Origin of the sequence: Actinoplanes sp. M2I2, from assembly GCF_023544445.1 — a bacterium.
GTDB lineage: Bacteria > Actinomycetota > Actinomycetes > Mycobacteriales > Micromonosporaceae > Actinoplanes.
On record NZ_JALPVJ010000010.1, the window covers coordinates 146669 to 165145 of the forward strand.

General features: G+C 69.4%; 16 protein-coding genes and 1 pseudogene. 7 read left to right on the plus strand and 10 right to left on the minus strand.

Annotated features, from left to right (window positions below; translation table 11 throughout):
- Positions 1-51: 51 nt before the first annotated feature.
- The 3 genes and pseudogenes from HJC40_RS21815 to HJC40_RS21825 form a co-directional block, all read right to left on the minus strand.
- Positions 52-786, minus strand: a complete 735-nt coding sequence (locus HJC40_RS21815) for a M50 family metallopeptidase (protein ID WP_250003133.1) — start codon at positions 784-786, stop codon at positions 52-54.
- A gap of 38 nt (positions 787-824) precedes the next feature.
- Positions 825-1055, minus strand: a complete 231-nt coding sequence (locus HJC40_RS21820; protein ID WP_250003136.1) for a hypothetical protein — start codon at positions 1053-1055, stop codon at positions 825-827.
- A gap of 2430 nt (positions 1056-3485) precedes the next feature.
- Positions 3486-4428: pseudogene (locus HJC40_RS21825) on the minus strand (serine/threonine-protein kinase); the annotation flags it as partial.
- Positions 4429-4529: 101 nt separating this feature from the next.
- On the opposite strand from HJC40_RS21825, the gene HJC40_RS21830 reads away from it, so the two are divergent.
- The 4 genes from HJC40_RS21830 (at position 4530) to HJC40_RS21840 (ending at position 8622) form a co-directional block, all read left to right on the plus strand.
- Entirely contained in the window at positions 4530-4727 is a 198-nt protein-coding gene (locus HJC40_RS21830) for an acyl-CoA carboxylase subunit epsilon (RefSeq protein ID WP_250003138.1), read from the plus strand.
- A 108-nt stretch (positions 4728-4835) separates the two neighbouring features.
- Entirely contained in the window at positions 4836-5282 is a 447-nt protein-coding gene (locus tag HJC40_RS21835) for a hypothetical protein (protein WP_250003139.1), read from the plus strand.
- A 1405-nt stretch (positions 5283-6687) separates the two neighbouring features.
- Positions 6688-7803, plus strand: coding sequence for a S8 family serine peptidase (locus tag HJC40_RS46630; RefSeq protein ID WP_374272481.1), 1116 nt, complete (start codon positions 6688-6690; stop codon positions 7801-7803).
- Positions 7804-8007: 204 nt separating this feature from the next.
- Complete coding sequence (locus HJC40_RS21840; protein ID WP_250003141.1) at positions 8008-8622, plus strand: Maf family protein; 615 nt, start codon at positions 8008-8010, stop codon at positions 8620-8622.
- 210 nt (positions 8623-8832) lie between these two features.
- Here HJC40_RS21840 and HJC40_RS21845 read toward each other — a convergent pair whose 3' ends face one another.
- The 3 genes from HJC40_RS21845 to HJC40_RS21855 are packed head-to-tail and all read right to left on the minus strand — an operon-like array spanning position 8833 to position 11180.
- Complete coding sequence (locus HJC40_RS21845; protein WP_250003143.1) at positions 8833-9588, minus strand: ABC transporter permease; 756 nt, start codon at positions 9586-9588, stop codon at positions 8833-8835.
- Between the two features lie 3 nt (positions 9589-9591).
- Positions 9592-10536 carry an ATP-binding cassette domain-containing protein gene (locus HJC40_RS21850; RefSeq protein ID WP_250003145.1) on the minus strand — a complete coding sequence of 315 codons (945 nt, stop codon included), beginning with the start codon at positions 10534-10536 and terminating at the stop codon, positions 9592-9594.
- A gap of 32 nt (positions 10537-10568) precedes the next feature.
- On the minus strand, positions 10569-11180 hold the full coding sequence (locus HJC40_RS21855; protein ID WP_308200928.1) for a PadR family transcriptional regulator: 612 nt from the start codon (positions 11178-11180) through the stop codon (positions 10569-10571).
- Positions 11181-11224: 44 nt separating this feature from the next.
- Between HJC40_RS21855 and HJC40_RS21860 the strand changes: the two genes are divergently transcribed.
- Positions 11225-12973 carry a biotin carboxylase N-terminal domain-containing protein gene (locus HJC40_RS21860; protein WP_250003147.1) on the plus strand — a complete coding sequence of 583 codons (1749 nt, stop codon included), beginning with the start codon at positions 11225-11227 and terminating at the stop codon, positions 12971-12973.
- Between the two features lie 190 nt (positions 12974-13163).
- On the opposite strand, the gene HJC40_RS21865 is transcribed toward HJC40_RS21860, so the two are convergent.
- Positions 13164-13706, minus strand: a complete 543-nt coding sequence (locus HJC40_RS21865; RefSeq protein ID WP_250003149.1) for a GNAT family N-acetyltransferase — start codon at positions 13704-13706, stop codon at positions 13164-13166.
- A 370-nt stretch (positions 13707-14076) separates the two neighbouring features.
- Between HJC40_RS21865 and HJC40_RS21870 the strand changes: the two genes are divergently transcribed.
- A complete protein-coding gene (locus tag HJC40_RS21870; protein ID WP_250003152.1) occupies positions 14077-14826 on the plus strand; it encodes a DedA family protein in 750 nt (249 codons plus the stop codon).
- On the opposite strand, the gene HJC40_RS21875 is transcribed toward HJC40_RS21870, so the two are convergent.
- Complete coding sequence (locus HJC40_RS21875) at positions 14756-16156, minus strand: NAD(P)H-quinone dehydrogenase (protein WP_250003154.1); 1401 nt, start codon at positions 16154-16156, stop codon at positions 14756-14758. The two genes, HJC40_RS21870 and HJC40_RS21875, sit on opposite strands and share 71 nt — an antisense overlap.
- Positions 16157-16245: 89 nt before the next feature.
- Here HJC40_RS21875 and HJC40_RS21880 point away from each other — a divergent pair, with 89 nt between their 5' ends.
- Positions 16246-16707 (plus strand): gamma-glutamylcyclotransferase, encoded by a 462-nt coding sequence (locus tag HJC40_RS21880; RefSeq protein WP_250003156.1) that lies wholly within the window; start codon positions 16246-16248, stop codon positions 16705-16707.
- Here the strand turns inward: HJC40_RS21880 and HJC40_RS21885 are convergent.
- Both HJC40_RS21885 and HJC40_RS21890 read right to left on the minus strand, forming a co-directional pair.
- Entirely contained in the window at positions 16704-17660 is a 957-nt protein-coding gene (locus HJC40_RS21885; protein ID WP_250003158.1) for a GNAT family N-acetyltransferase, read from the minus strand. The genes HJC40_RS21880 and HJC40_RS21885 overlap by 4 nt on opposite strands.
- 40 nt (positions 17661-17700) lie before the next feature.
- A complete protein-coding gene (locus tag HJC40_RS21890) occupies positions 17701-18438 on the minus strand; it encodes a hypothetical protein (RefSeq protein ID WP_250003159.1) in 738 nt (245 codons plus the stop codon).
- Positions 18439-18477: the final 39 nt, after the last annotated feature.

The following is an 18477-nucleotide window of genomic DNA, read 5'->3' on the forward strand; positions in this document are numbered from 1 at the left end:
CGTGCACCCACCCCATCGGCCGTTGGGACGAGGGCATCACGGTCGTGCCGATCAGGACACGTTCGCGGAGATCCACTGGCCGGCCAGCAGGAACGCGCCGACCACCAGGGCGGCCAGGTCGACGATCAGGAAGACGCCGACCCAGAAGATGGCCGGCACGTGCGACACGTGGGCGAGCTGGTCGGCGTCGGAGTCCGGCATGCGGCCGCGGCGGCGCAGGCTCTGCAGCTCGAAGACCGGCCGCACCCCGCCGATCAGCAGGAACCACACCCCGACGTACGCGAAAGCCGCTTGCACCGCGGGCGACGCGTACCAGGACACGGCGAACACGATCGCGCCGGTGACCACCAGCGACACCACACCGAAGAGGTTGCGGATGTTGATCAGCATGAGCAGCAACAGCACCACGGCCAGCCAGAGCAGCAGCGTGATGCGGTTGCCGCCGAGCAGCCAGGCGCCCAGCAGGCCGACCAGGGACGGCGCGATGTAGCCGCCGAGCAGGGTGAGCATCATGCCGGGACCGGTCGGGCGCCCCGAGGACAGGGTCAGGCCGGACGTGTCGAACTCCAGCCGGATGCCCCGCAGCCGCCGACCCGTGAGCAGCGCGAACAACGCGTGCCCGCCCTCGTGGGCGATCGTGACGGCATTGCGGGCGATACGCCAGACCGGGCGGAACGCGACCGAGATCAGAGCAGCCAGCGCGGTGAGCAGCACGAGCAGGCCGGGCGGGTCGGGTTGAGCACCGAGCAGCTTGTCCCAGAAGTCCGTCACACCTTGGATCGACACAGCGCGGAACTGTATCTGATCTCGCTAGGTGGTTCCTGTTACGCGCCTTGTGCGCGGCGTCGCACCACTGATTCGGCAGCCACGGGAGCGGCACGCCGGGCCAGCATCAGGCGGGCGGCGACGACGGCTCCGACGGCCACCGCGAGCACGGCGACGATCGTGAACAGGACGAGAGTACCGACGGCTGCGGCGAGAATCGCCAGGTCAGCGACGGCTACGAGCATCCAGAGCGCCAGTGCGGGCCTGCCACCGTGCGATCGACCAGTCATGTCGTACCTCCGTTTCGTGGTACGACCTGAACTACCCATTCATGCTCGTTGTCACTCACCGGAGTTACGGTTTGGGCTTGAATCCCTGGTAGATCCGCTTGAGGTCGGACTGCGCGGCGTTCCAGTCGTCGGGCGAGACATACCAGGAGATCGAGTACGCCTGGTTGTCGCTGACGATGATGTTGCGCTTCACCGCGTGCTGGGGATTGCCGGAGCTCGTCGTGTAGAAGAACTCCCAGTCGGCGGCCTGCTTGAAGTAGTTGCCGACCGACTGCAGCCGGACCTTCTCGTAGTTCCGGTAGTCCCGGCCGGCGCGGTCGCGCTCCTGCTGTTGCCAGTCGGCCAGCGCGTCGGGCTTGGGATCATCGGTCTGGTCGATGAGCAGCAGACGGTTGTTCCACTCGATGCGGGTCTCGCTGCCGCGGTTCGAGATCGAGGCGCTCTTGGGCAGCGGCACCTTGAAGCCGGAGTCGTCCGTGTAGACCTGCCACGTGGTGGGCAGGGCCTGCGCGGCCGGGCTCGACGGAGGAGCGGACGACGGGGCCGGCGACGGGCTCGAGCCGGTCGTCGCGGCGCTGGTGGGTTGCTGCTGCTGCGAGGGCTGACCGCCGGCCGAGGCCGTGGGGGTCACCGGCGGCTGGGCCTCATCGTCCCCGCCACCGTCCCGGCCGAGGACGCCGATGAGGACGACCACCAGCACGATGATGAGCAGCAGGATGCCTCCGGCCACGGCCGCCTGACCGTACGTGAGCCGGGTGCCGAAGACGGTGATGCCGGGTGACTGCCGGACGGGCATGGGCGTCCACGCCGGGCGGTTCGGCCGGTTGAACGCCGGCATGGGCTCGAGCGGTTCGTCGGCGGAGGCGCTCCGGGCGGCCGGCACGAGGACCGTGGCGTCCGGCCGGTCACCCGCATCGGACCGCAGCCGCGTCGTCTTGAGCGGGTCGGGCCCGTTCAGCTTGGCCGTCTTGTCGACCGGGTGGGCGTCAGCCGGCGCCTTCGCGTTGCCGTTCTCTCCGGCGGTCGTCGCGGCCGGGGAGTGCTGGGCGCCGGCGTCCTGGTCGGCCGTTTCGGCTGGGGCGTCCTTGACGGCGTCGTTGTCGTCGGCCGCTCCGGCTTGGACGTTCTTGGCCGCGGGACCGTCGGCGCTTTCCGCCGTGGCGTCTGCGGCTTCGCGGTCGTCAGCCGGCTTCCCGGCCTTCGCGATCTCGGGCTGCGCGGTCGGCGAAGCGGCGACCTTGGACGCCGCGGCGAGCTTTCCCTTTCGGCGGGCCGGCTTCGTCCTGGTCGTCTTGGCGTCCGTGGCCGGGGCGTCCTGGGGAAGGCTGACGACCGGAGTCGCGGTCACGGCGGGCGGCTGGTCGTCCTTACCGTCCGGGACCTCGGTGTCACCGGCCGGGCCGTCGCTCTTCGCCTGCTCGGCGTCGGCGGTTTCCGGCTCGGCCGGCTCGTTCTGATCCTGCTCGGCCGGCTCGTTCTGATCCTGCTCGGCCGGCTCGTTCTGATCACGCTCGGCCGGTTCGTTCCGATCACGCTCGGCCGGTTCGTTCTGATCGTGCTCATCCGGGGCGGGCTCGGCCGTGGAAGGCTCCGCCTTGACCGACGCGGCCTCAGCCGGCTCTGCCTTGGCGGGCTCGCCCTCGGTCGGCTCAGCCTCGGCCGGCTCCGTCGTCGTCGCTGGTTCCGCGGTCTTCGTCGACTTGTCGGCCGGCTCGGCGCTCTTCGTCGTCCGCTCGGCCGGCATCGAGATCTTCGTCGTCCGGTCGACCGGCGCGGCGATCGTCGTGGTCTTGTCGGCCGGTTCCGAGACCTTCGCTGTCCGGTCGACCGGCTCGGAGATCTTGGTGGTCTTGTCGGCTGGTTCGGCGGCCGGCTTCGCCTTCCGGGGCGGAAGGGCGATGCGGGTCGTCGGGTCGGCGGGGGCGGGCTCGTCCGGCTTCACCCGCGGAAGCAGCGACGTGGCGTCGGACAGCGACCTCTCGTGCTCCGGAGCGGCCGTCCCGCGCCGGTTGGCCGCGACATCGGCCGCCGTGAAGCCGGCTTGCGCACCCCGGGCCGTACGGGAAAGCCCGCCGCTCGGCTGCGGACCGGAGCGCGGCGCATCGGGCGTCGAGGGCTGCCCCGGCGTGGCGGGTGCCCCTGGCCGCGTACCGACGAAGGTGGTCTTGTCGTCCTGGACCGGGGGGCCGTCGACGCGCGTGGCATCGATCTTGGGCCCGTCGACCCGGGTGGCGTCCAGGCGCGGGGCGTCGACCTTGGGGCTGTCGACGCGGGTCGGGATCTCGGCGGCGGGACGGCCCACCGGAGCCTTGCCCGGCGCGTAGACCGGACGGCCCTCACCGGCGGCCGGGCGGCCCGGGGTGACCGGCGGCTGCGGCGGACCCGCCGGACGGCCGGGAGCGGGAGTCACCGTACGCCCGGAGGGACGCGCGACCGGCGGACGCGGACCAGGCACAACCGGGGCCGAGGAGGTGCCGGTCGTCAGCGCCGAACGGTCCCGGCCCGCCCCCGGGCGCCGCATCGTCGGGCTCATCGGGAAGCTCAGCTTGGATCGCCGGCCGGCCGCGCGCAGCAGCAGACGCTCGGCCTCCTCGGCGTTGATGCGGTGCGTCGGGTCCTTGCGCAGCAGACCGTTCAGCACGGGCTTCATCGGGCCGGCGTTGCGCGCGGGCGGCGGGTTCTCGGTGGCCAGCGCGGCCAGCGTGGCGATCGCCGACGGCCGGGCGAACGGCGAGGCGCCCTCGACTGCGGCGTAGAGCGTGGCGCCGAGCGACCACAGGTCGGCGGCCGGACCGGCTGAGCCGTCCCGGGCCCGCTCGGGCGCGATGTAGGCCGGCGAGCCGAGCACCAGGCCCGTACGCGTGACGTTGGGGTCGCCCGGCACGGTGGCCAGGCCGAAGTCGGTGAGCACGACCCGGCCGTCGGCGCCGATGAGCACGTTGCCCGGCTTGACGTCGCGGTGGACCACGCCGGCCCGGTGGGCGGCCCGCAGCGCGTTGAGCACGCCCAGGCCGATCTCGGCCGCGCGGACCGGACTGTAGGGCCCGTCGGCGGCCAGCGTGTCCTGCAGCGACCGGGACGGCACGTACTCCATCACGATCCACGGATCGGCGTCGGTGCGCAGCACGTCGAAGACGCGAACCACGTTGATGTTGTTGAGCCGGGCGATCGCGCGCGCCTCCCGCAGCGACCGCTCCCGCATCTCCTGCCGCTCGCCCGGCGTCAGCCCCGGCGGGGGCACCAGCTCCTTGATCGCGACCTCGCGGTGCAGGACGACATCGGTCGCCCGCCAGACACGACCCATCCCGCCCTGACCGAGCGGCGCGACAAGCCGGTAACGGTCAGCGACTACGAGCGGGGGAGAGGAAGACATCACGGAGAAAATACCCGGTCATGTCGAGCGACAGCGAATCGATCAGCCGAGTGTGGGATGCGTGTCACCGGATCTTCGGCGCGGCGTCGTACGCTCGGTCGATGAATACGGAACCGCTGGTCAGCATCCTCCGCGGCGAGCCGACCAACGTCGAGCTGGCCGCGCTGGTCACGGTGCTGCTCACAGCATCCAGCAGGGCTGATGCCCCAGCCGTTCCACCACCGGCCTCCCGCTGGGCCCGATCCGCACGACCGTCGATGCGCCCGAGCTCCTGGAAGGCCTCCGCCCTCCCCCGATAGATCATCGTTCGTCACTGTCCACAGGGGCCCCGATGCTGGCAGTGACCGACTACTCTCACAATCGCTCAGCTGAGCTCAGCTCGTGACCGGTTCGTCGGGGAGGCGCGGATGATTCCGGAGGAGGATCGCGGTCCCGCGTGGCTGCGTGACTACGGCACCACCGATTTCGGCGCGATCGAGGCCGACATCCAGGCGATGGAACAGTTCGCGGCCCAGCTCGCCGCCAACGTGAAAGACAGCTACGCCCCCCACATGTCGTCGGTGAGCGACTCCATGCTGACGCGGCTACCTGACCCACCAGCCGCGTTCGCCGAGCTGTACTCGTTCCTGACCGCCCATAACCACGCGCAGAACGTCACCCACCAGAACGTCTACAGCTACGCGAACGGCACTCAAGGTTTCGCCAGCGCAGCTGCCGACATCAGCAAGCGCTACAGAGGCTCTGATGCCTTTGCTCACGCAAAGGTCAGCGACGTCGACAAGGCACTGGACAAGGTCGGCATCCCCGAGGCCAGCACGGCGATCACGCCTACGCGCGGGGAGGGGGACGTCTGATGCTGATCGCTGGAGGCGGTGGCGGCGCCGGCGGAACCCCCTGGGGCATGCTGAGCATGCAGGGAATGCAGGACCTCATCCAGAATCCGGACACTGAACGCCACTATGAGCTGCTGACCGGCTGGAAGCAGTCGGCTGACCTGCTTGTCGAGCACCAATGGCAAGTGAGAAATTACCGCGACAACCTGGCTGCGGCGTGGCCGCCGGAAAAGAACGCCGCCTCGGCTGCCTACATCGCTCGGCTCGATGAGTTGATCTCGAACCTTACCGAGACCTACGAAGCCGCTATCTCCAATCACGACGCCTTCGCCGCTGCGACGCTGTCCATCAGCCTCGCGCAGAAGGAGATGGAGAAGCTGGCTCGCGAGTACCAGTCGAATGAGCTAGCGCTGGCCGACTACACCGCTAAGCAGCAGAACGCGAGTGGACAGCCTCAGCCCTCCCCGCGCCCGAGCGGCGAACAGCCTCCAGTCGCGCCCGGCCGGCAGGAGGCGCTGTACCAGAGGGCAATAACGCTGCTAAGCGGCGTGAGCGCCGACCTGGCACAGGCGCAGACCAGGATCCAAACCCCGCGCCCGTATACGCCGGAAAATCGCCGTGACGACCCGACCAGCGGCGAGCCTGGGACTTATGTAGCCCCACCGATCCCCCCGGTCACGGCTTCTTACGCGACGAACACCTCAACATCGACGAGCCGACCACGCCAGTCAGGTACCTTCCCGACCTCCGGTAGCCTCAACGTGCCGCCTCTTCCGCAGCCTCCCCCGCCGCAGCCAGGACTTATCCTTGGCGGAGCCACGCCTCCAAGTCCCACTATTCCGCCTCCAGGAATCTCTTCGCCCCTGCCAGCAACGCCCATCGGCTCAGCGGGTCCCATATTTAGTCCTGGTCTCGTAGCTCCCGTTCCGGGCACCTTCAATCCCGGCGGCGGCGCACTCGTGCCGCCTGCTGCTTCCGCGAGCGGGCGTAGCGGGCCGTTGCCTCTTCCCGGAGGCACTATTCGGCCCGGAGTATCAGCCTCGGGCGTTACTCATTCAATGCCCCCCGGCGGATTAATTGGAGGCGTGCCCGGCGCAGGCGCTGCGCAGTCTGCAGCTGCTAGACCAGTCTCTCAGCGGGTTAATCCGATTGGTGGGCTCATCGGCGGCACAACACCTTCCAGCAAGAATGCAGGACCAAACACATCGGTCCAGCATTCAGCCGGTGGAGGACCCTACGGCCAAGCGGGTCGCGGTGCACCGAGGCGCGACCCAGATGAAGCGGTTCGTTGGGACCCAGATAATCCCTGGCGTACAGCATCCGGCGTAGAGCCTGTTGTACGGCCAGCACGGGAGCATCGCATTGACCCGGGACCCGCGATTGGCCTGAGTTGAAGGTCCACTTCAAGGCTTTCGCCGCTCTCACAGTGACTATTATTGTCGCTGCTCAAATTCCGTCAACACCAGCTTTCGCCGACTCGGTCCGCGAACGTCAATGGTACCTGAGAAGTCTCAATATTGCTCAGTCGCAGGCGATTACAACGGGATCTGGAGTAATAGTCGCAGTCCTTGACTCAGGAACCTATCCTCATCCTGATATAAAGCGGAACTTACTGACTGGAAGCGACCAGACACCTTCCGGCCCTGGTGACGGACGATCGGATAGCGACGGACACGGAACCCGAATGGCAGCACTCATTGCTGGCCACGGGCGAGGATCGGTGACCGGCATACAAGGTATTGCGCCTTCCGCCAAGATCTTGCCCGTCGATATCACCAACGACGGGCGCGGACACTCAGACCTAATGGCCAAAGGCGTAAGTTGGGCGTCAAGCAAGAGTGCGCGTGTAATCAACATTTCGGGTGCTGCTGGCCCGGGATTTGAACTCCAAGACGCGATAAACGACGCCATCAAGGCTGACATCGTAATTGTGGCCGCAACGGGCAATACCTCGTCCGATGCGATCATCAATTATCCGGCCGCCTTCGATGGCGTTCTGGCCGTAGGCTCGACAGGGCGCAACGGGAAGTACTCTTCCAGCTCAGTCAAGGACGACAAGGTCCAGATTTGCGCTCCTGGAGTCGACATTATATCCGCCCAACCGCCGGATAGCTATGGGTCAGCAACCGGAACTTCAGACTCCACTGCTATCGTGTCAGGTGCCGCAGCGCTTATACGAGCCAAATTTCCTAGACTTACTGCAATTGAGGTCATTCACAGATTAACCGCAACTGCGGATGACGTCGGGACGCCGGGTCGAGACGACGAGTGCGGGTTTGGGCGGCTCAACATTGTTAAGGCGCTGACGGCTGACGTTCCGCCGCTTGAAGGTGAGGCAACCACTCGCCCTGGAAGTAGTTCTGCGGCAACGAGCGCGCCGGGTGCTATTCGGCCTGAGGTTGTTGCTCCTAGCACTACGCCCCGGGCGGAGACTGAGCCTGTCGGCAATAACAACGTGCTCCTCTGGGGTGGAGTCGCCGGAGTTGTCGCGGCGGCAGGCGTTCTCATCGCGTTTGCCTTGCTTCGTCGGCGGCGCAGTTGAGAAACAAGACATAGCCGTCCCCGTTGCCGGGCGCGCTGGGGTCAGGGGCCCCAAGTCGTTATTCGGCGGGTTGCGCTTTTCCGTGGCAGCGGCCGCTGCCACGTTCTTTGCGATGTCGGCGGTCTCGGTGAATTGGTCTCGTTCGGGGCCGAAACGATGGGTTGCGTGCTCGCGGTGCCGGGTGGGGCTTGTAGCCTCTGGTGCGTGGAGAAGGACATCGTGTACCGGTTGATTCTTGCTTCGGCCAGTCCGGCACGGCGGGGACTGTTGAGCGCAGCTGGTATTGAGGCTGAGGTCATGGTCAGCGGCGTTGATGAGTCGACTGTTGAGGCTGATGACGCGTACACGCTTTGCCTGGCGCTCGCGCGTATGAAGGCTCGCACCATCGCTGCTCAGTTGAACGCTGACCCTGGGGTTGTCGTGCTGGGGTGTGACTCTGTGCTGGCCTTCGAGGGGGAGATCTTCGGCAAGCCGGCCGACGCTGCGGAGGCCACCCAGCGCTGGATGCGCATGCGCGGGCGGTCCGGGGTTCTGCACACCGGTCACCACGTCACCAGCCTGGTCACCGGCAAGCAGGCTGAGGCGGTCGGCATGACCACGGTGCACTTCGCCGACATCAGTGATGACGAGATCACGGCCTACGTGGCCAGCGGTGAGCCTTTGCAGGTGGCCGGCTCGTTCACCCTCGACGGGCGGGGCGCCGCCTTCGTCGACCGCATCGAGGGGGACCCCGGCAACGTCATCGGGCTGTCTCTTCCTCTGCTTCGTAACCTTCTCGCCGAGATGGGTGTCCCCTATATCGCCCTCTGGGGCAAATAGCTCTCGGGTTCGCCGGCGGCTCTGCCTTCGACTTCGAGGGCGGCTCTGTCTCCGACCGCGTCTACGGGCGTGATGCCTGACTGGCATGCCCGCAGATTGCGGAGCATGCCAGTCAGCAACACTTCAGCCGAATCACCGGACGGCAGGACGGCCAGCCGGTCAGCAGACGCTTCGACTGAGCCACCGGACCTTCAGGACGCCGGCCGCGGATCAGCGGACGCTTCGGGCGAACTGCCTGGCCGCCCAGGCCACGGCCAGAACAGCCAGCACGGCCATGATGAGCAGGCCTTGCCACACGTCCGGAGCCCCTAGATCACCCCGGAACAGGGCCCTCGTACCGTTCACCGCCCACGAGAACGGGTTCCAGTCGGCTATGCCCTGGAGCCAGCCGGGCGCGTACGTCAACGGCAGCAGGATGCCGCTCAGCAGGAGCACCGGCTGGGCCACCGTGTTCATCAGCGGGGCCAGTGCGTCCTCGCTCTTCACGGCCAGGGCCACACCGTAGGAGACCGCGGACGTCATCAGGGAGATCAGCGCCAGCATCAGGTAGGCCAGCAGCAGGTTGGGCAGGAAGACCCGCAGGTCGAACAGCAACGCCAGCAGAGTGATGATCACGGCCTGGGCGATCAGCGAGACCACGTCGCGCAGGGAGCGGCCCAGCAGCAGCGCCAGGCGGCTGACGGGGGTCACGCGGGAACGTTCGATGACGCCGGCGCGCAGTTCGGCGATGAGGCCGAAGCCCTGGAACAGGCCGCCGAAGATGGCCAGCAGGACGAGCAGGCCGGGCACGAAGATCTCGTACGCCTCGGCGTTGGTCTGCACCTGCAGGGCCGGCTTGAGCAGCGGGGCGAAGAGCAGCAGGTACATCACCGGCTGGAAGACGCCTACGAAGATCCAGATGGGGTTGCGCAGCAGTAACTGCATCTGGCGGTTGAAGATCAGGGAGATGTCGCGCAGCAGTTTCATGGATCAGCTCTCCCGCAGCGATCGGCCGGTCTTGGTCAGGAACACGTCGTCGAGGCTGGGGCGGTGCAGCTCGACCGTGCCCAGGGGGACGCCGGCCGCGTCGAGGGCGCGCAGGATCTGCGGGATGGCCACGGCGCCGTCCTCTACGTAGAGGCGCACGTTGTCCTCGTACGTCTCGATCTTGTACGAGTTGAGGGCCTGGGCCGCCGCGGCGATGGCGTCGACGGGGAGGCCGACCCGGACGACGTCGCCGGAGATCTCGCGTTTGAGGTCGGCGGGGGTGCCGGAGGCGACGATCTCGCCGTTGTCCATGATGGAGATCCGGTCGCAGAGCGCGTCGGCCTCGTCGAGGTAGTGGGTCGTGATGAAGACGGTCATGCCCTCCGCGCGCAGCCGTCTGACCTCGTCCCACATGTGGGCCCGGCTCTGCGGGTCCAGGCCGGTGGTCGGTTCGTCGAGGAAGACGACCTTGGGCTCGTGGATGATGCCGAGCGCGATGTCGACCCGCCGGCGCTGGCCGCCCGAGTAGGTCTTGCATTTGCGGTCGGCGTACTCGGAGAGCTGGAACCCGTCGAGCACCCGCGCGGCCCGGGCCAGCGCGTCGCTCTTGGACGCGCCGTAGAGGCGGGCCTGCAGGACCAGTTCCTCCCGGGCGGTGGAGTCGTCCCAGGTGCTGCCGCCTTGGGCGACGTAGCCGATGCGGCGGCGTACCTCACCGGGGTCGGCGCGCAGGTCGGCGCCGGCGATCGTGGCCCGGCCGTCGTCGGGTTCGATCAGGGTGGCCAGCATGCGCAGCGTGGTGGTCTTGCCGGCCCCGTTGGGACCCAGGAAGCCGAAGATCTCGCCTTCGGCCACGTCGAGGTCGACACCGCGTACGGCCTCGACCTTTTTCTTCTCGCGCCCTTGGCGCGACACGAAGGACTTGCGTAGCCCGCGCGTCTCTATCATGAGAGCAGACTACGGAGATCAAGTTTTACTAGTCAAACTTGATTATTAGAGGCGACGGCGTCGGCCTCACCCCGACCGGCAGCGCCGCTGATGCTCTCCCAGGCGTCGCCCATGGTCTCGATCCGCTGGGCCGTGCGCTCGCACCAGGCGATCTCGGCCTCGGCCATGACCACGTTGCGCTCCCACATCCAGGCGACGAAGGCCGGCTTGTTGTCGGCCCAGTCGGCCTTGGTCGCGGCCTCCAACTGCAGCACGCCGGCGCGCAACTGCGTCGCGCGGTTGCGCAGCGCGGCCGACGACTCCTCACGGCTCAGCGCGGGCAGGAAGGAGAAGGCGGCCATGAACGGATCGACCGCCGGCGTCACGTTCCACCAGCCGTTGCGCAGCAGCGACTGGAACTCCGCCTTCCCCTTGTCGGTGATCCCGTACGTCGTCCGCGCGGGGCGCGCGCCCACCTGCTCGGTGGCGACCTCGTGCAGCAGGCCCTCCTCGGCCAGCTTGCGCAGACCGTGATAGATCGAGCCGGGTTGCACGTTGGCCCATTTGTCGGCGCTCCAGCTCATCAGCTCGCGCCGGACGTCGTAGCCGTGCACCGGCTCCAGCCACTGGACCAGGCCGAGAATCATCATGCGGGTCGCGGACACTCTCTCAGCGTAAATCCGCCGGCCGCTGACGATAGGCTCGGGCGGTGCGCAAGGTATTGATCGCCAACCGTGGCGAGATCGCCGTCCGGGTCGTCCGGGCCTGCCAGGACGCCGGGCTGACCAGCGTCGCCGTCTACGCCGACAGTGACCGCGACGCGCCGCACGCCCGGCTCGCCGACGAGGCGTACGGGCTCGGGGGTGAGACCGCGGCCGATACCTACCTGCGCATCGACAAGCTGCTGGCGGTCGCGGCCCGCAGCGGCGCCGACGCCGTCCACCCGGGCTACGGCTTCCTGTCCGAGAACGCCGACTTCGCGCAGGCCGTGCTGGACGCGGGGCTGATCTGGGTCGGGCCGACCCCGCAAGCGATCCGCGACCTGGGTGACAAGGTCACCGCGCGGCACATCGCCCAGCGCGCGGGCGCGCCGCTGGTGCCGGGCACGGCCGAGCCGGTGGCCGACGCGGACGAGATCATCGCGTTCGCCGAGCAGCACGGGTTGCCGGTGGCCATCAAGGCGGCCTTCGGCGGTGGCGGGCGGGGACTCAAGGTGGCCCGCACGCTCGAGGAGATCCCGGCCCTGTTCGAGAGCGCGACGCGCGAGGCGGTGGCGGCCTTCGGGCGCGGCGAGTGCTTCGTCGAGCGTTATCTCGACCGGCCCCGGCATGTCGAGGCGCAGGTGCTGGCCGACACGCACGGCAACGTGATCGTGGTCGGCACGCGGGACTGCTCCCTGCAGCGACGCCATCAGAAACTGGTGGAGGAGGCGCCCGCGCCGTTCCTGAGCGACGAGCAGCGCGCCTCCCTGCACGAGAGCGCCAAGGCGATCTGCCGCGAGGCCGGCTACCACGGCGCGGGCACGGTCGAATATCTGGTCGGGCCGGACGGGACCATCTCGTTCCTCGAAGTGAACACGCGCCTGCAGGTCGAGCACCCGGTGAGCGAGGAGACGGCGGGGCTCGACCTCGTCCGGGAGCAGTTCCGCATCGCGGCCGGCGAGCGCCTCGAGTCGACCAGCGACCCGGTGCCGCGCGGCCACTCGATCGAGTTCCGCATCAACGGCGAGGACCCGGGGCGCAACTTCCTGCCCGCCCCGGGAACTGTCGAGACGCTGTCCTGGCCGTCCGGGCCCGGCGTGCGGGTCGATGCGGGCGTCGAGGCGGGCAGCGTCGTCGGCGGCACCTTCGACTCGCTGCTGGCCAAGATCATCGTTTCCGGGCGTACGAGGGAAGAGGCGCTCGAACGGTCCCGCCGGGTGCTCGACGAGACGGTGATCACCGGGATCGCGACCGTGCTGCCGTTTCACCGCGCGGTGGTGCGGGATGCGGCGTTCACCTCGGCGCCGTTCACGGTCCACACCCGGTGGATCGAGACGGAGTGGGCGGGCGGCGTCGAGCCGTTCACCGGCGGGGCCGGGGTCGCGGCGGCCGGCGGCGAACGGGAGACGGTCGTGGTCGAGGTCGGCGGCAAGCGCCTCGAGGTCACCGTGCCGGCCCGGCTCCTCCAGCCGGCTCCGGCCCAGGCCGCACCGGGCCGGCCGGCGACGCGCCGGGCCGCCGGCGGAGCTCAGGCCCAGGCCGGCGGCGTGGCTCTGACGGCCCCCATGCAGGGCACCGTCGTCAAGGTGGCGGTGACCGACGGCGACAGCGTGTCCGACGGTGACGTGATCATCGTGGTCGAGGCCATGAAGATGGAACAGCCGCTCACGGCGCACAAGGCGGGAACGGTCTCCGGGCTCTCGGTCAAGGTCGGCGAGTCCATCACGGCCGGGTCCGTGGTCTGCAGCATCGACTGAGGCCCCTCCACCCGGCGCACCTTGAGACGAGCGCACCGCGAGACGGGCGCACCGCGAGACCGGCGCACCGCGAGACCGGCGCACCGCGAGACCGGCGCACCGCGAGACCGGCGCACCGCGAGACCGGCGCACCGCGAGACCGGCGCACCGCGAGACCGGCGCACCGCGAGACCGGCGCCGGAGAGGCGGTTCAGGTGGTGGACAACCAGTAGCGGAGCTTCTCGTCCCGGCGGGCGGCCGGGACACCACCGTTGCGTTCGATCGTGCGCCGGGACGGCTCGTTGCCGACGTCGCAGGTGATCAGCACCCGAGGCAGGCCCAGTGCGGCAGCGAGGGGGCGGGCGGCGGCCAGCATGGCGGTGGCATGGCCCTGGCGCCGGGCCGACGGGCGTACGTCGTAGCCGATATGCCCGTTACGCTCACCGGCCGGGCCCGGGGCCAGGCGGTGCCTGATGTTGAGCCGGCCGAGATAATCAGGTCCGTCGAGCCACCACAGCACGGTCGTCGGGACGTAGCCGGGCGGCCGGGGAGTTTCCTCGAGCCGCTGCGCCAGCAGATAGCCGACAAAGTGCCGGAAGCCCGCCGGGGCGGACCACGTCGTCGCGTACGCCCGGAAGTCCGCGCCGATGTTGCTGAAGTCGTCCGGACCGCCGCGCCCCTCGGCGACGTACTCGTCCATGGCGGCCAGGAACGAGAGGTGAACGTCGACGGTCGGGGGAACCAGGGCGGGCACGCGGCCAGCGTAGGCGAGGCCGGCGACCCCGGGAACGACGGCGGCCGGGGCACAGGGGTGGGCCGCCCGTACGGGACCTACGGACGGCCCACCGGCCGGCACACCGGGAACGGGGGACCCGGCGTTCCGGCCGACTTCACGGTACGCCCGCAGCCGCCGCGGCGAAAAATCTCACGGACGAAACGGACCGAACGCCCTTTCGAGACGGCATCGTGCCGAAAATCGCGCGCGCAAATGAGATCGAGCCAATACCGTGTCAGGCATCACGGACGACCATGTCTGATCAGGAGCATGCTGAACACAGCACATTCTCAGGTGACTCCACGGACAATGTCGTGGGCCCCGAAAAACAGCCGCGAGGTGGCGACCGATGACCGAACTGTTGACCATGATGGCAACACCGGCATGGGCGTACCTTGCTCTCTTCGGCTTCCTCGCCATCGACGCGCTGATCCCGGTGGTGCCGATCCAGGCGATCATGATCACATCCGGCGCGCTCACTGTCTACGGCAATCTTGATCTTGCCTTGGTGATCGCCGTCGGCGCGCTCGGCATGTTCACCGGCGACACGATCGCCTTCGTCCTCGGCCGCAGCAGCGGTGACCGCGGCTCGGGCCGGCTGGCCGCGTTACGCGCCCGCTACGCGCCCAAGCACGACGAGGACAAGGACCCGTCCCGCACCAAGCAGGCGGCCCAGCGCTTCACCCGCGGCCTGCGCCGGCCCGGCCCGCTCGTTCTGCTGCTCTGCCGGTTCGTGCCGGGCGGGCGCATGGCCGCCGGGTTCCACGCCGGCCGCCGCGGATACCCGGCCAAGCTCTTCGTCCTGTACGACGGGGCCGCCGCGCTCGCCTGGGGCTCGTACGGCGGCCTGGTCGGCCACATCGGCGGCACCGCGATCACCCAGTCCGCGTGGCGGCTGTTCGCCATCGCCGCCACCGCCGCGGTCGTCTTCGGCACCGCCGGCTGGATCCTCGCGCTGTTCGGCGGCCGCAAGGAGGACGCCCTCGAGGCCGCCGCCAAAGCCGCCGCGGCGGCCGGTCAGGCCGACGTCATTGCCGCTCGTGCTGCATCAGCTGACGCGCCGCTTCCGCGATCGACCCCGACAACGACGGGTAGATAGTGATCGTGTGGGCCAGCTGGTCCACGGTCAGGTTGTTCTCGATCGCCATCGTGATCGGCAGGATGAGCTCGCTCGCCTTGGGCGCGACCACCACGCCGCCGACGATCTGACCGGTCGCCGGGCGGCAGAAGAGCTTCACGAAGCCGTCGTGCAGGTCGGCCATCTTGGCCCGGGCGTTCCCGGTCAGCGGCAGCATCACCTGACGGGCGGGCGTGCGGCCCGAGTCGACCTCGTTCTGCGAGACGCCCACGGTGGCCAGCTCGGGATCGGTGAAGACGTTCGCCGACACCGTCCGCAGCCGCAGCGGCGCCACCGCCTCGCCCATCGCGTGCCAGATCGCGATGCGGCCCTGCATGGCGGCGACGCTGGCAAGCGGCAGCACGCCGGTGCAGTCGCCGGCGGCGTAGATGCCCGGCACGTTGGTGCGCGACACCCGGTCGACGGTCACGTAGCCACCGTCGCCCACCTGGACGCCGTACTCGGCCAGGCCCAGCTCGGCCGTGTTGGGCACGGCCCCGACGGCGATGAGCGCGTGCGAACCCTCGACCACCGAGCCGTCGCCCAGCGTCACCCGGACGCCGTCGCCGGTGTTCTCCACCGACTTGCCCCGTGACTGACTGAGAATGGCCATGCCCCGCTCGCGGAAGACGCGCTCGATCGCCATCGCGGCGTCCGCGTCCTCGTGCGGCATGACCCGCTCGCGGCTGGAGACCAGGGTGACCCGCACGCCCATGGCCAGGTAGGCACTGGCGAACTCGGCGCCGGTGACCCCCGAGCCGATCACGATCAGGTGGGACGGCAGCTCGGTGAGGTCGTAGAGCTGCCGCCAGTCGAGGATGCGCTCGCCGTCGGGCCGGGCGGTCGCCAGCACGCGCGGGGTGGCCCCGGTGGCCAGCAGCACGGTGGTGGCCTCCACCGCGTACGTGTCGCCGCCGTGCGGCGTGACCAGGACCTGGTGGGTGTGCCCGAGGGTGTCCTCGCCGAGCCGCGCGTGGCCGTGCACGACGTCGACCCCGGCCTTGATCAGCTTGGCCTGGATGTCGGCCGACTGGGCCAGCGCCAGTTTCTTGACCCGCTGGTTGACCGCGACCGCGTCGACCGACACGCCCTCGAGCCCGGCCGAGCGGATGCCGAAGCGCTCGTTGTGCCGGTAACCGGTCATGACCTCGGAGCTGGCGATGAAGGTCTTGGACGGCACACAGTCGGTCAGCACGCAGGCGCCGCCCGGGCCCTCGGCTTCGACGAGGGTGACGTCCGCGTCGAGCTGAGCGGCGACCAGGGCCGCCTCGTACCCGCCCGGCCCCCCACCGATGATCACGATCCGACTCACGACGCTTCAACCTCTTCCCGCATGGCAGATGTGCCGACACGCACTCCTTGTATTCTCCACCACCGCCCGATCCGGCTATCGTCATCGCCGTGCGTCATTACGCCGCGTATGGCTCAAACCTGGATCCGGCCCGCATGCGGGCCTACTGTCCGCACTCGCCCATGGTGGGCGTGGGGTGGATAGAAGGCTGGCGCCTGACCTTCGCCGGGGAGGGAAAGATGGGCTGGGAGGGGGCCGTCAGCACGATCGTCGAATCCCCCGGCGACCGGGTGTTCGTGTCGCTCTACGACGTCCACCCGTGGGATGCGTCACAGCTCGACGAGGTCGAGGGAGTCACCGCGGGCGCATACCAGAAGCTCACCGTGCGTGTATCCACGCTCGAGGGTGAGTTCAGCGCCTGGGTCTACGTCTTCGACGGCTACGAGGGCGGCCTGCCCACGGCGTGGTATCTGAGCGAGATCGCGACCGCCGCGGAGAAGGCGGGCGCCCCCGACGACTACGTCGAGGAGCTGCGCCGCCGTCCCACCGGCACGTCGAAGCCCGAAGGCTAGATCATTTTCTGATAGATGTTCGCCTCGTAGAGCGGGGTCATGCCGACGGCCCGGTAGAGCCGCGCGGCCCTCGTCGGGTTGGCCAGGTCGACGCCCAGCCCGGCCTGGGCCCGCCCCTTGGCGGCATAGGCGGCGAAGGCCCGGCGCAGCAGCGCCTCCCCCAGACCCTTTCTCCGGTACGACCCCAGCACCGCGAGCCGCTTGACCCAGCCCTCGCCGGAGTCCTCGTCACTGTCGTACGAGGACTCCAGCACGCCGGCCACGACCCCGTCGACCTCGGCGACGAACCACTCGTCGAAGACCGGCGCGGGATCGTCGTCGACCTGCTTGCGCCAGTCCTGATAGGAGGCGCTGCGGTGGTCGGAGTCGAGGAAGGCCTGCTCGACGACGGCGTGGAAGGCGCGCATGTCGGCCTCGTCGCCGGGGCGGACCGTCCGGATCGTGACGCCCGCGGGCGGCTCGGGGGCGGTGGGCGCCACCCCGGCCAAGGAGATCCGCATGCGGGCGTGCTGCTTGAGGAACGTGAAGCCGTACTCGGACAGCAGGTCGATGTAGGCGGTCTCGGCCGGCAACGCCCCGGCCCGCACCTCGTACGCCGCATGGCCGAACTCGACCTTGCGCTCGGCCACCCGCGCCAGCATCAGCTCGAGCAGCGGGCGCATGGCCGGCCGCCCGTCGCCCGGCCACACGTACACCTCGATGAAGTCACGGCTCTCGCCGGTCGGGTTGCCCGGGTAGGTCCAGCCGACGATGCGCCCGCCGGCATCGAGCACGACCCAGCAGTCGCGGGCCGGGTCGGTGTGCGGTTCGGTCAGCGCCTCGCGCACCTCTTCGGGGCTGTAGTCGGGATAACCGACGGCGGCGATGTCGCTGGCGTGCACCAGCGCGAGGAGCGCGGGCGAGTCGTCGAGGGTGGGCCGGCGAACGCTCCAGCCGTCGGGAAGCTCAGTCACCCGCGCATCGGATCACGGGGCGGCCCGGCCCGGCCAGCGTTTATTGCGCGAGGCGGTGGCGCAACGACTCCAGCAGACCGATGAGCTCGACCCGTTCGCCCAGGTCGAGAGCCGCATAGGCCTGGCCGGCCATCGCGTCGGCGACCGACTCGGCCCAGATCAGGCGGCGGACGATCGGGCCGGCCGGCGGATAGGGCGGCTGCCAGCCGAAGGCGACCGCGCCGGTCTCGCCCTCGGGCCCGGCGATGATGGCCTGCAGCGGGGTGAGCCCGCCGGCCCGCACGGCGACCAGTTGCACGCCGAGCCGATGCTCGTGCAGCAGGTGGAGCAGCACCGCGACCTGCGCGCCGGGCGTCTGGTCGGTCACCGGCATGGCCCGCCACGCGGCGAACAGCGGCAGTCCCGCGTAGTCGACCGCGGCCACCACGCGATGGGTCAGCTCGTGCAGCCGGGCCAGCCGGGGGAAGCCGCCGAGCTGCTCGGTGCCCCAGGTGCACAGCTCGTGCAGGTGCCAGGTGGCCACCTCCAGGGGCGCGGAGGACTTGGCCGTCGCCTCCCAGCCGTCGATGACCGCCTCGGGGGCGATCATGCCGATCGACGCGGCCACGGTCTCGGGACGCACGTCGCCGAGCGCGCCGGCCCGGGCCGAGACGTGGTAGGCCCAGCCGGACAGACCCAGCAGGCGCGCGCGGCGCAGCGTCTGGGGCGACTCGGCAAAGGCGCCGACGATCGTCGCGAGTCCCGTCTTGGCAGTGGCGGCAGCCTGTTCGGGTGTCACCCGCCCGATTCTGCTCTCCCTGACACGACTTGGAAAATA

Coding starts and splice junctions, on each gene's coding strand:
- HJC40_RS21820 (WP_250003136.1), bottom strand. CDS start 1,055: ATGACTGGTCGATCGCACGGTGGCAGGCCCGCACTGGCGCTCTGGATG.
- HJC40_RS21830 (WP_250003138.1), top strand. CDS start 4,530: ATGAATACGGAACCGCTGGTCAGCATCCTCCGCGGCGAGCCGACCAAC.
- HJC40_RS21835 (WP_250003139.1), top strand. CDS start 4,836: ATGATTCCGGAGGAGGATCGCGGTCCCGCGTGGCTGCGTGACTACGGC.
- HJC40_RS21845 (WP_250003143.1), bottom strand. CDS start 9,588: ATGAAACTGCTGCGCGACATCTCCCTGATCTTCAACCGCCAGATGCAG.
- HJC40_RS21850 (WP_250003145.1), bottom strand. CDS start 10,536: ATGATAGAGACGCGCGGGCTACGCAAGTCCTTCGTGTCGCGCCAAGGG.
- HJC40_RS21870 (WP_250003152.1), top strand. CDS start 14,077: ATGACCGAACTGTTGACCATGATGGCAACACCGGCATGGGCGTACCTT.